Source organism: Micromonospora sp. MH33 (genome assembly GCF_003013775.1).
GTDB classification, from domain to species: Bacteria; Actinomycetota; Actinomycetes; order Mycobacteriales; family Micromonosporaceae; genus Micromonospora; species Micromonospora fulviviridis.
The window spans coordinates 1-12,140 of sequence record NZ_MUYZ01000217.1; the positions used below are offsets into that span (position 1 = coordinate 1).

Consider the following 12,140-nt stretch of genomic DNA (forward strand, 5'->3'; position numbering starts at 1 on the left):
TGACCGAGGCCGCCCAGACCGTGCAGGTCTCGGCTTACCCGGATGCGTACGCGCAGTGGGAGCAGCAGGCCGCCGACATCGTCGCCCAGCACTGGAACAGCTGACCTGAACAAACGAACGCTGGCCGGCACCCCACGGGGTGCCGGCCAGCGGTGTCTCCATCGGCGATTGTGGCGCCGGCCACAGTGGATCGACGGGTCCAGTATGGGGCGTTCGCCGGGCCCCGGCGGCCGGGGAAGGTGAGTAGGGTCTTGCGGTCATCCTTGATACGGGGGTTTTCGCATGACCGTACGTTTCGCCGCCCGCCTCGCCCTGGGGGCCTCGGTCCTCGCCGCCGGCGTCACCGCCCTGCCGTCCGCCGGGCACGCCGCTCCGGCCCCGGACAGCGCCACTCTGGCCGCCGTCACCGAGCTGGACCCGGCCACCGGGCTCAACAAGAAGTACCCGGTCAAGCCCGGTGAGGTGGTGCCGGCGGCGCTCGGCGTGACCAACCTCGGCGACGCCCCGGTGGCGGGCCTCGTGGTCCAGATCCGGGTGCTCGACGACCTGGACCTCGCCGTCAAGCACGACAACTGCTGGTACGCGGCGGACAGCAACCTGGAGGCCGCCTGGTGCGAGTTCGACGGCGAGCTGGCCGCGAAGCAGACCCTGGCGATCGTCGGTGACGTGGTGACCGTCAAGGCCGACGCGCGGCCCGACAAGGTCACCTCGATCGTCTTCCACTGGTACGGCAAGCAGTGGGTCGACGCCCAGGGCGGCGTGCGGCAGCTCGCCGACGGCGACGCCGGCCAGGGCACGAAGGCGGTACGGGGCACCGAGGCGGCCCTGACGCTGGCCGAGCGGGAGCTGCCGCTGCCGGAGACGCCGCGGCCGATCAACTTCGCGTACGCCCAGCTGGTCACGCCGCCGACCACCCAGCCCACTCCGACCGCGACGCCGACCACGGCGCCGACCGCCATCCCGACGGGTGGCGCCGAGCCGACGGCTACGCCCACCGGTGCCCCGGGCGCGGGTGCCTCGGGCGGCGGCGGCGGCCTGCCGGTGACCGGCGCGAACATCGGCGTGCTGGCCGGAGTCGGCGGGGCACTGCTGCTGCTCGGCGGGGGCGGTTACCTGATCGCCCGGCGCCGCCGTACCCGCTTCGTCGCCTGACGGCGCGGCGCACCAGCGCCCCGGCCCGCTCCCGCGGGTCGGGGCGCTTCGTCGTCTGCCGCCGTGGAGATCGTCAACCGCTGGTTGACGCAGTCACGCCGTCAACCTATGGTTGACGCATGACGGAGACCGAGCCGCTGAAGATGAACCATCCGGTACGCCTCGACGAACTGATCGAGGGCATCAAGAAGACGCACACGGACGCGCTGGATCAGCTCACCGGCGCCGTCCTGGTCGCCGATCACCTGGGTGACGTCGCCGACCATCTGATCGGGCACTTCGTCGACCAGGCCCGCCGGTCGGGGGCCTCCTGGACGGAGATCGGCCGCAGCATGGGGGTGAGCAAGCAGGCCGCCCAGAAGCGGTCCGCCGCGAAGGCCGAGACAGCCGCCGCGCTCGACCCGAACGCCGGCTTCGGCCGGTTCACCCCGCGGGCCCGCAACGTGGTGATGGCCTCGCAGGAGGAGGCGCGCGCCGCCGGCAACGCCGAGATCACGCCGGGACACGTCGCCCTCGGCCTGCTCGCCGAGCCGGAGGGCCTGGCCGCCGCGCTGATCGTGGCTCGGGGCGTACCCCTGGAGCGGCTGCGGGAGGTGGTCGCCGCGACCCTGCCGGCGAAGGCCGATCAGGTCCCGGACCTCATCCCCTACGACGCGCGGGCCAAGAAGGTCCTGGAGCTGACCTTCCGGGAGGCGCTGCGACTGGGCCACAACTACGTCGGCACCGAGCACATCCTGCTGGCCCTGCTCGAAGAGGAGGGCGGCGACGGTGTGCTCACCGGGCTCGGGCTGGAGAAGGCGGCGCTGGAGTCCGCGGTCGAGGGCGCCCTGGCCGAGATCGCCCGCAAGCGGGCCTGACGGCGCCGGCCGGGCACGCGCCACGGGGGCGCGTGCCCGGTGCCGGGTGCGTCAGGCGGTGGGGAAGCCGTAGCGGGCCGCGTGCTCCGGGTCGGCCGGGTCGACCTGGCGGATCCCCGCGTCGGCGAGGCGCTTGTTCACCTCGTCGAGCCGGTCGCGGACCAGCCGGGCCTCCTCCTCGGTGACCCGGCCGCGGTGCGGCTTGCCGGCGTGCTCGATGGTGCCGTAGTCGAGCTTCTCGGCGCCGCGCCGGGCCTTGGGCGGCTTGACCCGCTCGGCGGTGCGCAGCAGCTGCGCCATGGGCACGTCGGTGGCCATCGCGTCGAACTCGCTGGCGGTCAGCACCACCCGGCGCGGTTCGCCCCCGCCGTGCTTGTCGTGGATATCCACCACGGCCACGTCCAGCGCGGCGTCGTCGATGCTCTCCACCTCGACCGGGGTGGCGTCCAGTTGCACAGGCCCGGCGACCAGGTCCGGGTGCTCCAGCACGACGACCTTGACCACCTCGCCGTCGGCGCTCAGCACCTGGCCGCTGAAGTCGGAGACGTGGATCGTCTTCTTGCCCATGCGCGGAGCTTCTCCTGTCGTAGACCGGGTTTCGGACCACAAGACGCTACAGGACACCTGTGCGAAAGCTCGGTGCGGAGCGCCGGGGTGTGTCGCCGGTTCCTCCGGTCAGAGGCTGCCTTTCGGGACGACCCATTCGGTGGGCTGGCCGGTGAGGGCGGCGATCCGGTCGTAGTCCGCGTCGTAGTGCAGCACGGTCGCGCCGTGCGCCTCCGCGGTCGCGGCGATGATGAGGTCGGGTAGGCGGAAGTTCCGGTGCTGGCTGTCGGCCGCCAGCATCCGGTGAACGGCCAGCGCCCGGTCCATCGCGGTGCTGGTGACGTCCATCCACCGGTGTCCGTGCAGCGCCTGCCAGAGGATCTCGTAGCCCTTGGGGTGCGGTGCGTTGTTCAGGTACTCCAGCGAGGTCATCTGGCAAGCCGCCAGGCGGCCCTCGGCCAGCAGCGTCTCGAAGCGCCTCCGGACGGCCGGATGCCGGGCCTGGAGTACGTACACCGAGGTGTCCGCCAGGTAGACGGGGCCGGCCATCAGGCCGCGGCCTCGCCGTCGCGGGCCTCCTCGGCCAGCGTGCCCAGGTCACGCCCGCCGCCGTAACGCCAGGCCTCGGCCGATTCCGCGAAGTCCATCTCCACCTGGTCGAAGGCTGCCACGATCTCCCGGGCCTGCCGGCGTACGGCGAAGGCGTGCAACGCGGCGTTGATCGTGGCGACTTTCGTATCGGTGCCCAGCGCCTCACGCGCCGCCTCGAGCCACTCGTCGTTGACGTCCACGGTGATGCGCGTCATGCTCGCCACCGTACACCAAGTCCGGCGTCTTCAAGGCACCAGTTGTGCGGCGAGCTTGGTGCGTCAGCGGGCGGTGAGGCCGCGCCTGGTGGAGGCGCCGGCCGGCAGCGCGTTCAGCTCCGCCCAGGAGAGCGACCCGCGCCGGGCCCCCCGGTAGTCGGCCTGCGCCGGGAACCGCCCGGCGGCCTCGACGGCCTGCCAGCGCTGCTCGGCGTCCTGCTGGTACCGGTCAATCGGCTCATTCGGCATGACCATTACCGTCCCAGAGAAACTTGTACATGTATGGAAATGAATATGACGCCGGATCGATGCGTCAGGTTCCCGTGGCCGGCAACCGGACCACGAACCGACAGCCGTCGGTGATGTTCTGGACATCTACCCGCCCGCCATGCGCCTCAATCAGCCCGCGCACGATGGCCAGCCCCAGCCCGCCCGAACCGCCGTCGGCGGCCGCGTGCGGGGTCCGCGCCGGCTCGCCCCGGAACGCCACGTCGAACACCCGGGGCAGGTCGCGCTCCGGAATCCCGCCGCAGGTGTCCGCGACGGCGAGCCAGGCGGTGTCGGCGTCCCGGCCGGCGTCCACCCGGACGGTGCCGTCCTCCGGGGTGTAGCGGATCGCGTTGAGCAGCAGGTTCCCCACCACCCGGGCCAACTCGGGCTCGCTCGCGGTCACCGTCGGCCAGCCCGATTCCGGGGCGAGCAGCCGGATCCGGCGCGCGGCGGCCAGCGGCGCGGTGCCGGCCAGTGCGTCGGAGACCACGTCGCCGAGCGGCACGGCGGACAGCGACAGCCGCAGCGCGCCCGCGTTGATCCGGGAGAGCTCGAACAGGTCGTCGACCAGCCGGGTCATCCGGTCGGTCTCCACCCGGATCCGGCGGTGGTACTCGGCCACCGTCGCCGGATCGCCCACCACCCCGTCCTCCAGCGCCTCGGCCATCGCCCGCAGCCCGGCGAGCGGGGTGCGCAGGTCGTGCGAGACCCAGGCGACCAGGTCGCGGCGTCCCTTCTCGATCCGGCGCTCCCGCTCCCGGGCCTGGTCTGCCCAGACGGCCGCGGCGGCCAGCCGGCGACCGAACAGCCAGCCGACCGCGAGGCTCACCACCGCGGCGGCGGACACCGTGGTCAGCACCACCTCGAGGTCGTGCGGGGAGAGGAACATCGCCTCGGCGACCACCGCCACCCCGGCCGCCACGGCGCCGACCGTCATGGCGAGCAACACGGAGATGTGCACGGTGATCGACCGCCCGCGCAGCGACCGCAGCGCCACCGCGCCGGCCAGCCCCACCGCGAGCGCCGCGACCAGGGCCGCCCCGAAGATCAGCGCGAGGTCACGCATCGGTCGGCTCGTACCGGTAGCCGACGCCCCAGACCGTGACGATCCGGCGGGGGGCGGCCGGTTCGGCCTCGATCTTCTCCCGCAGCCGTCGCACGTGCACGGTCACCGTCGACTGGTCGCCGAAGCGCCACCCCCAGACCCGTTCCAGCAGTTCGGCGCGGCGGAACGCCCGCGCCGGGTGCCGCATCAGGTGCGCCAGCAGGTCGAACTCGCGCAGGGTCAGGGTCAGCTCCCGGCCGTGCAGCCGGGCCACCCGGGGGCCGGTCGCCACCTCCAGGCCGCCGTCGGCGAGCAGTTCCGGGGGTACGCCGGCCGGGTCGCCGCCGGCCCGGCGCAGCACCGAGCGGACCCGCAGCACCAGCTCGCGGGGGGAGAACGGCTTGCTCAGGTAGTCGTCCGCGCCCAGTTGCAGGCCCAGGATCCGGTCGGCCTCGTCGCCGCGGGCGGTGAGCATGACGATGGGTACGCCGTCCGGCCGCTCCCGCAGCCGCCGGCAGACCTCCAGCCCGTCCAGCACCGGCAGCATGAGGTCGAGCACCACCAGCTGTGGTGGCTGCCGGGCCACGGCGGCCAGCGCGGCGGCCCCGTCCCCGACGTGGTCGACCTCGTAGCCGGCGTGCTCCAGGTAGCGGCAGACCACGTCGGCGACCGTCCGGTCGTCGTCGACCACCAGCACCCGTTGCGCCACGGCGCACCTCCCCGTACCCGGAGGTCAGCGTAGCCACGGGCGGGCAGTCGATCTATTGCCGAGTTCTTACGGCGCCGGGCGGGGCATCCGGCGCGCCGGACCGGCGCGGCGGGCGTACCGTGATCACGTGCTCGACCGGCGATTGTTCCTGCACCTGGCGACCTGGCTGGGGCAGTGGCCGGCCGGTCCCGGGCTGCACGTGGTCCGGTCGCACCGGCGGGCCCGGCCGGCCTGGGACGGCCGGCTGCGCCCGGCCATCGCGGTCGCCTCCCCGGAGTGCGCGCTCCTGTCGGTGCCGCCGGACCGGGCCGCCGCGATCCGGGACCTGGTCCGCGAGCGGCCCGACGGAAGTCTGCTGCGCGCCCTTCCGGCGGCGGTCGGCGCACCGGAGTTCACCACCCACGCCGGGCTGTTCCGGTGGAGCACCGCCCCGGCGCCGCTGGCGGACGTCGGCGAGTGGGTCGCGCCGAGCACGCCCGGGCTGCCGCCGTGGCTGCGGTTGTTCGACCGGGAGGTGCTGGTGGTCCGGGACGCCGACGGGGCGTACCGGGCGGGCGCGGGGATCAAGCGGCACGACGCGTACGGGCACGAACTGGCGGTGGGCACGGCGCCGGCGACGCGGGGGCGCGGGCTGGCCCGGCGGCTGGTCGCCCAGGCGGCCCGGCGGGTGCTGGACGAGGGGGCGGTTCCCACCTACCTGCACGACCACGACAACCACGCCTCGGCGCGGGTGGCCGAGGCGGCCGGCTTCCCGGACCGGGGCTGGACGTCGTACGGAGTCTTCCCGCCCTGAGGCGGGCGCGGACCGTGGATCCCGGGCCGGATCCACGGTCCGCGGCCTCTCCCCCAGGTCCCGACCCTGGTAACGCTATGTGTCCACCGCGTGTCGAGCAAGGGGTGACGGGCCGGTGACCCCTGTCCGGTTACGGACTTGACCTGCGATTCAGTCCGACGGGGTGGTCGGGGCGGTCAGTGACGCAGCGTGTGGATCAAGGTGACCACCTGGCGGGTCACCGGGCGCAGCACCCGGAGCCGGGACAGCCCCACCAGCCGGTCGACCAGCGGGACCGCGCCGTCGATGAGCTGGCGGGTCTTGGCCTGGCCGGGGGAGCGGTCGTGCACCCAGTAGAGCACCACGCCCATGTAGCCGAGCCAGAGCAGCTCCGGCAGGGGTTCGCGCAGGTCGGCGTCCACCTTGGCGGTCGAGCCCTCCAGCACCTCGCGAAAGAGCGCGACCGACGCCTCCCGGGCGCCGGACGACTCGGCGGAGAACGGGCTGAGCGGCGAGGTGGGCTCGGCCGCCGTCTTGAAGAAGCTGGCGGCGAACGAGTGGTACGGCGTCAGCACGTCCACCCCGGCGTGCAGCACGGCGGCCAGCCGGGCGGCGAAGTCCCGCTCCCGGGCCAGCGCGGGCGCGGCCACCACCTGGTGTTCCCGCTGGGTCTCCGCGTAGAACTCCTGGATCAGGTGTTCCTTGGAGCCGAAGTAGTAGTAGGCGTTGCCCACCGCCACGCCGGCCTCCTGGGCGATGGCGCGCATGGTGGTGCGCGCGTACCCCCGCTCGCGGAACAGCCGCATCGCGGTGTCCAGGATCAGCTGGCGGGTCTGCTCACCCCGGGCCGTCGCCCCGGTGCTCGGGCCATCCGCAGCGGTCGTCGGCGCAGTCTGCTCGGTCATCGTCGTCACCGTATCCCGGGTCCGGCCGGGGTTCCCGGACCAGCTCACGTACCGCTGAGGCGGTCGTCACCACCCGCCGGGCCAGCGGCAGCAGGTGCGGGCGGGCCAGCCGCTCGGCCGTTCCGCGGTGGTCGGCCAGGGCCCAGAGGCAGGCGAACCATGCGCCGTCGCCCGCGTAGACCGCGCCGGTGTCGGCCACCACGGTCAGGTCCCGCAGCGTGGCGTCGTGGTCGAGCCCCGGGAAGCGCCGCCGGGCCTCCGCCGACCCGGCCGGCACGAACTCCAGGGGTACGAGCTGGGCGCGCGACGCGAGCCACTGCCGGGCGGCCCGGCAGAGCGGGCAGTGCGCGTCGTAGAGGACGGTGAACCCGCGGATCCCACCGGCCCCGTGCCCGGTGGGATCCGCCGGGCGCCCGCCCGGGGCGAGCGTCACCGTGGCGCGGCGGGCGGCGTCTGCCCGGGCGCCGGCCCGGCCGGGTTGACCGGTCGGGGGCCGCCCTGCGGCGGGAGGTAGCCGATCGGGGCGAGCGGCGGGTGGGCGGCAGCCTGCTGGCGCAGCCGCCCGCGCCGGTAGCGGCCGAGCGCGAAGACGTTGAAGAAGTGCAGCGCGCCGAGGACCAGCAGCACCAGGCCCACCTTCATGGAGAGCTGTTCCAGCGCCTGGCTGGTGTCGCCCACCGGGTCGGCCTCCTTCATGGCCACCGTGACGTAGCCGAGGTTGAGCAGGTAGAAGCCGACCACCAGCAGGCTGTTGACCGCGTCGGCCAGCCGCTTGTCGGCGAAGACGTCCTCCAGGAACACCAGCCCGTTGCGGGAGAGCGCCCGGGCCACCCAGACGGTCAGCCCGATGCTGACCGTGAGGTAGGCCAGGTACATCCAGACCTTCGCATCCATCGCCGTCGCCTCTCTTGAACGCGTTCAAATCGAAGTCGGGCTCAGCGTACGACAGTATTTGAACGCGTTCAAGTAGGCGCCCGTCGCGCCGGCCCCGCCCGGCCGGTATGGTCTCGACGGCGTTGTCGGAGCGGACGGGCGGGTCATGGAGATCGGTACGCGGGACATGGGGGCGGGCCGGCTGTTCCTCAGCCCGGTCGGCGACCTCGACATGGCCGGGGCGCCCGCGTTCGACCGGGTGCTCGACGGCGTGCTGGACCGGCCCGACCTGGTGCAGATCGTGGTCGACCTCGGCGCGGTGCCGTTCCTCGACTCGACCGGGGTGGCCGCCCTGCTGCGCGGCGCGGCCGAGGCGGTCGGCCGGGGCGCCACCTTCCGCGTGACCGACCCGCAGCCGGTGGTGGCCCGGGTGCTGCGGATCACCGCGGTCGACGTCCTGCTGGGCTGGCCGGGCGACGGCAGCTCCGCCGTGGAACCGGGCTGGCGCCGGTTGCGGTAGCCCGCCTCAGGGCTGCACCCGGGCCGCCGCCGCGCCGGACCACTCCACCAGCACCATCGTGGCGTCGTCGCGGGAGGCGGTGCCCCGGTACTCGGCGACGGCCCGGCTCAGCCGGCGCAGCGTCTCCGGTGCGGGCAACTCCGAGCCGATGTGCCGCTCGGCGAGGTCGGCGAGCCGCGGCAGCCCGAACATCTCGCCACCCGCGTCGCGGGCCTCGGTCACCCCGTCGGTGTAGAGCAGCAGCCGGTCCTCCGGCTCCAGCCGGGCCTCGCCCGGCTCACCGGCGGGCAGGTTCAGGCCGAGCGGCGGGCGTCGCCCGCCGGTCAGGGCGCGCACCGCCCGGCCCCGGCGCAGCAGCACCGGGGCGGGGTGGCCGGCGTTGACGTACCGGATCCGTCCGGTGTCGACCTCGATCTCGGCCAGCACGGCGGTCACGAACCGCCCGTCCCGCCACTGGCTGCGCAGGGCCGCCTCCATCGCGGCGATCTGCTCGGCCAGCCCGCCGCCGGTGCGCCGGGCGGCCCGCAGCGCGGTGAGCGCCACCGCGGTGGTCAGGGTCGCCGGCAGCCCGCGCCCGACCCCGTCGAGTACCGCGAGCGCGAGCCGGCCACCGTCCAGCGCGTAGTCGAAGGCGTCCCCGCCCACCTCGTAACAGGGCTCCAGGATCGCGCTGACGGCGACCGTGTCGACGGCGAAGGTGAGCGGCGGGAGCAGTTGCCAGAGCAGCTCGGCGGAGACGGCCATCGGCCCGCTCCGCTTGGCGCGCTGCAGGCCGTCCCCGTACGCGGACTTGCTGGCCACCAGGTGCCCGACCAGGCCGGCGATCGCCCGGCAGCCGTCCCGCACGGCGGGGTCGTCCGGGTCCGCCCCGACCGGCAGGCCGACCTCCAGCAAGCCCAACCGCTCGGTGCCGTCGACCACCGGCACCCAGAGCCGGCCGTCCTGCCCGGCCCGCGCCCTGACCTCGGTGTAGGCGCGGCCGGGCAGGCTGGCGTCGATCGGCAGCGGCTCCGGCAGCGGCCGACCCGGCTCGGGCAGCGGGCGCAGCAGCTCCTGCTCGACGTCCGCCACGTAGATGGTCACGGCCACGCCGAGCTCGCGCACCGCCGCGGTCACCGCCGCCGGCAGCGCGTCCGGGGGCACCCGGTGCGACCGGGAGACCAGGTCGGCCAGCGCCCGGTACCAGGGGTCGACGGCGCTCATCCGAACGGAGTACCCCGGAACGGGGCCTGGCAGACCTCAGCCGGCCAGGCCGAGCACCTGTGCCGCCGCGCGCCCGTTGGCGTGGCTGGCGCCGTACGTGGTGACGAAGGCCCGGGCGCCGGTCGGCCGCCAGCCGCCCGGCCAGCCCATCTCCACCACGGTCACCGGGTGCGTGGCGGCCAGCGCGTCGACCAGTTCCCGCGCCCCGGGCAGCCGGTGCAGGTGCCGGCCGACCAGCACGATGGGACGCTCCCCGGCGAGCCCGCGCAGCTCGTCCGGGTCGGTCTCGCCGGCGACCGCGCGGACCTCCTCGGCACCCGCCAGGTGCGGGCCCAGCCCCCACGGCACCCGACCCTCGGCGATGGTGGAGGTGGCGTGCACCTGCACCACCAGCGGCGCGGCCAGGCCGGTGACATCGCCCTCCACGCGCACCGCGCGCAGGGCGGCGGCGTAGCCGAGGCCATCCGGGGTCGTGGCCGCCGTGCCGCCCGTGGCCGTCCAGGCGGCCAGCTCGGCGGCCCGGCCGGCGGCCTCCTCGACCCGCGCCCGGTCCAGCCGGCCGTCGGCGAGCGCGGCGACGATCTCCTCGACGACGTGCGTCACCAGGTCGGCGTCGACCTTGGCGCCGATGCAGAGCAGGTCCGCCCCGGCGGCCAGTGCGCGGACCGCGGCCGGTCCCACGCCGCCGGCGGCCAGGGCGGCGCCCTTCATCTCCAGCGCGTCGGTGATCACGGCGCCGGTGAAGCCGTAATCCCGGCGCAGCAGGTCGACCAGGACCGCCCGGCTGAAGGTGGCCGGACCGTCGCCGGTCAGCGCGGGCACCCGGATGTGCGCGGTCATGACGGCGCGTACCCCGGCGTCGACCACCGCGGCGAAGGGCGGCAGGTCGCGCTCGCGCAGCACGGCCGGCGGCACGTCGACGGTGGGCAGCTCGTAGTGGGAGTCGGCGACCGTCGCGCCGTGACCGGGGAAGTGCTTGGCGCACGCCGCCACCCCGGAGGACTGGAGGCCGGCGACCGCGGCGGCCGAGTGGGCGGCCACCCGGGCCGGGTCGGCGCCGAACGAGCGGGTGCCGATCACCGGGTTCTCGTCGGCGGTGTTCACGTCGACGGTCGGCGCGAGGTCCAGGTTGATGCCGAGGGCGGCCAACTCGGCGCCGATCGCCGCGTAGACCTGGCGGGTCAGGGTCGGGTCGTCGACCGCGCCGAGGGCGGCGTTGCCCGGGTACGGGCTGCCGGTGGCGTGTGCCAGCCGGGTGACGTCCCCGCCCTCCTCGTCGATCGCGATGAGCACGTCCGGGCGGCCGGCGCGCAGCGCCGCGGTGGTCGCCGCCACCTGGGCCGGGTCGTGGACGTTGGTGCCGAACAGGGTGTGCCCGGCGAGCCCGTCGGCGAGCAGGTCGACCGCCCAGTCGGGCGGGACCGGGCCGGGGTACGCCGCCAGCAGCGTGCCCAGCGCGAGCCGACGGAGTCCTGGATCCAACCCCACGAGTAGCCCCTTTCCCTGCCGGGTCGTCCGACGACCCCGGATCGGGGTGGCCGATACGCTAACGGACACCCCTCGGCAGGCGTTTTGTGGTTAGCAAACTTTACTGAAAATAGAGGACGTTGGCATGAGTGCGACCCGGCTGCCCGGCACCCCCCGACTGTTGCGGGCGCTCAACGATCGCGCGGCGCTGGAGCTGCTGCTCGAGCAGGGGCCACTGACCCGGGCGCGGATCGGCGAGCTGACCGGGCTCTCCAAGGTCACCGCGTCCCAGCTGGTCGAACGGCTGGAGGAACGCGGCCTGGTCGCCCGGGTCGGCGAGCAGGCCGGCGGGCGGGGCCCGAACGCCCAGCTCTACGCGGTCCGCCCGAGCAGCGCGTACGTGGTCGGCGTGGACGTCGGGGCCGAGCGCGTGGTGGCCGCCTGCGCCGACATCACCGGCGCCGTGGTGGGCCGGGTCGAGCAGTCCACGAAGGACACCGACGACCCGGTCGGCGTGGTGCACAACGCGGTGGTCCAGGCGGCCAGCAGCGCCGGCGCGGAGCTGTCCAGCGTGCGGCGGATCGTGCTGGGCACGCCCGGTCTCGTCGACCCGGGCACCGGCGACATCACCTTCGCGTTCAACCTGCCGCGCTGGCACAGCGGCCTGCTCGCCGCGCTCCGCGAGGACCTGCACACCCCGGTGGTCTTCGAGAACGACGTGAACCTGGCCGCCGTGGCCGAGGCCCAGTCCGGCGCGGCGCAGGGGACGGCGGACTTCGTGCTGGTCTGGGTGGACGCCGGTGTCGGCCTGGCGATCATGCTGGGCGGGCGGCTGCACCACGGCAGCAGTGGCGCGGCCGGCGAGATCGGCTACCTGCCGGTGCCCGGCGCGCCCATCCCGCGCGACGTGTCGAAGCGGGCCAAGCCGGCGTTCCAGCAGCTCGCCGGGGCCGACGCGGTCCGCGCGGTGGCCGCCGAGCACGGCTTCGCCGCGGCCGGCGCGGCCGACGCGGTG

16 protein-coding genes are annotated in these 12,140 nt (G+C 74.7%); 5 read left to right on the forward strand and 11 right to left on the reverse strand.

Features of this window, described 5'->3' with window-relative positions; genetic code table 11:
* Positions 1 to 282 precede the first annotated feature (282 nt).
* On the forward strand, positions 283 to 1,152 hold the full coding sequence (locus B0E53_RS39665) for an LPXTG cell wall anchor domain-containing protein (protein WP_246835592.1): 870 nt from the start codon (positions 283 to 285) through the stop codon (positions 1,150 to 1,152).
* A gap of 119 nt (positions 1,153 to 1,271) precedes the next feature.
* Positions 1,272 to 2,009: a Clp protease N-terminal domain-containing protein gene (locus B0E53_RS25940; RefSeq protein ID WP_107078433.1), complete on the forward strand. Its 738-nt coding sequence runs from the start codon at positions 1,272 to 1,274 to the stop codon at positions 2,007 to 2,009.
* A 51-nt stretch (positions 2,010 to 2,060) separates the two neighbouring features.
* Here B0E53_RS25940 and B0E53_RS25945 read toward each other — a convergent pair whose 3' ends face one another.
* From B0E53_RS25945 to B0E53_RS25970, 6 genes are all read right to left on the reverse strand, one after another.
* Positions 2,061 to 2,576: a hypothetical protein gene (locus B0E53_RS25945; RefSeq protein ID WP_107078434.1), complete on the reverse strand. Its 516-nt coding sequence runs from the start codon at positions 2,574 to 2,576 to the stop codon at positions 2,061 to 2,063.
* Between the two features lie 108 nt (positions 2,577 to 2,684).
* Entirely contained in the window at positions 2,685 to 3,104 is a 420-nt protein-coding gene (locus tag B0E53_RS25950; protein ID WP_210406211.1) for a PIN domain nuclease, read from the reverse strand.
* Complete coding sequence (locus B0E53_RS25955; RefSeq protein ID WP_107078436.1) at positions 3,104 to 3,361, reverse strand: type II toxin-antitoxin system VapB family antitoxin; 258 nt, start codon at positions 3,359 to 3,361, stop codon at positions 3,104 to 3,106. Before B0E53_RS25955 ends, B0E53_RS25950 begins: the two co-directional genes overlap by 1 nt.
* 63 nt (positions 3,362 to 3,424) lie before the next feature.
* Positions 3,425 to 3,610 carry a DNA repair protein gene (locus B0E53_RS25960; protein WP_107078448.1) on the reverse strand — a complete coding sequence of 62 codons (186 nt, stop codon included), beginning with the start codon at positions 3,608 to 3,610 and terminating at the stop codon, positions 3,425 to 3,427.
* A 64-nt stretch (positions 3,611 to 3,674) separates the two neighbouring features.
* Positions 3,675 to 4,697: an ATP-binding protein gene (locus B0E53_RS25965; RefSeq protein WP_107078437.1), complete on the reverse strand. Its 1,023-nt coding sequence runs from the start codon at positions 4,695 to 4,697 to the stop codon at positions 3,675 to 3,677.
* Positions 4,690 to 5,385 carry a response regulator transcription factor gene (locus B0E53_RS25970; protein WP_107078438.1) on the reverse strand — a complete coding sequence of 232 codons (696 nt, stop codon included), beginning with the start codon at positions 5,383 to 5,385 and terminating at the stop codon, positions 4,690 to 4,692. Before B0E53_RS25970 ends, B0E53_RS25965 begins: the two co-directional genes overlap by 8 nt.
* 127 nt (positions 5,386 to 5,512) lie before the next feature.
* On the opposite strand from B0E53_RS25970, the gene B0E53_RS25975 reads away from it, so the two are divergent.
* Positions 5,513 to 6,178: a GNAT family N-acetyltransferase gene (locus B0E53_RS25975; RefSeq protein WP_107078439.1), complete on the forward strand. Its 666-nt coding sequence runs from the start codon at positions 5,513 to 5,515 to the stop codon at positions 6,176 to 6,178.
* A gap of 176 nt (positions 6,179 to 6,354) precedes the next feature.
* Here the strand turns inward: B0E53_RS25975 and B0E53_RS25980 are convergent, their stop codons facing one another.
* Genes B0E53_RS25980 through B0E53_RS25990 form a run of 3 tightly spaced genes read right to left on the reverse strand, consistent with a single transcriptional unit; the run spans position 6,355 to position 7,956 of the window.
* Positions 6,355 to 7,062: a TetR family transcriptional regulator gene (locus B0E53_RS25980; protein ID WP_107078440.1), complete on the reverse strand. Its 708-nt coding sequence runs from the start codon at positions 7,060 to 7,062 to the stop codon at positions 6,355 to 6,357.
* Positions 6,995 to 7,495 (reverse strand): DCC1-like thiol-disulfide oxidoreductase family protein, encoded by a 501-nt coding sequence (locus tag B0E53_RS25985; RefSeq protein WP_107078441.1) that lies wholly within the window; start codon positions 7,493 to 7,495, stop codon positions 6,995 to 6,997. Before B0E53_RS25985 ends, B0E53_RS25980 begins: the two co-directional genes overlap by 68 nt.
* A complete protein-coding gene (locus B0E53_RS25990; protein WP_107078442.1) occupies positions 7,492 to 7,956 on the reverse strand; it encodes a hypothetical protein in 465 nt (154 codons plus the stop codon). The genes B0E53_RS25985 and B0E53_RS25990 overlap by 4 nt, the downstream gene beginning before the upstream one ends.
* A gap of 145 nt (positions 7,957 to 8,101) precedes the next feature.
* On the opposite strand from B0E53_RS25990, the gene B0E53_RS25995 reads away from it, so the two are divergent.
* Complete coding sequence (locus B0E53_RS25995; RefSeq protein WP_107078443.1) at positions 8,102 to 8,455, forward strand: STAS domain-containing protein; 354 nt, start codon at positions 8,102 to 8,104, stop codon at positions 8,453 to 8,455.
* Positions 8,456 to 8,461: 6 nt separating this feature from the next.
* Here B0E53_RS25995 and B0E53_RS26000 read toward each other — a convergent pair whose 3' ends face one another.
* A complete protein-coding gene (locus tag B0E53_RS26000) occupies positions 8,462 to 9,658 on the reverse strand; it encodes a PP2C family protein-serine/threonine phosphatase (RefSeq protein WP_107078444.1) in 1,197 nt (398 codons plus the stop codon).
* 36 nt (positions 9,659 to 9,694) lie between these two features.
* Positions 9,695 to 11,146, reverse strand: coding sequence for a glycoside hydrolase family 3 N-terminal domain-containing protein (locus tag B0E53_RS26005; RefSeq protein WP_107078445.1), 1,452 nt, complete (start codon positions 11,144 to 11,146; stop codon positions 9,695 to 9,697).
* Between the two features lie 124 nt (positions 11,147 to 11,270).
* Here B0E53_RS26005 and B0E53_RS26010 point away from each other — a divergent pair.
* Positions 11,271 to 12,140 (forward strand): ROK family transcriptional regulator (locus tag B0E53_RS26010; RefSeq protein ID WP_107078446.1); only part of this gene is annotated, 870 nt, incomplete at its 3' end.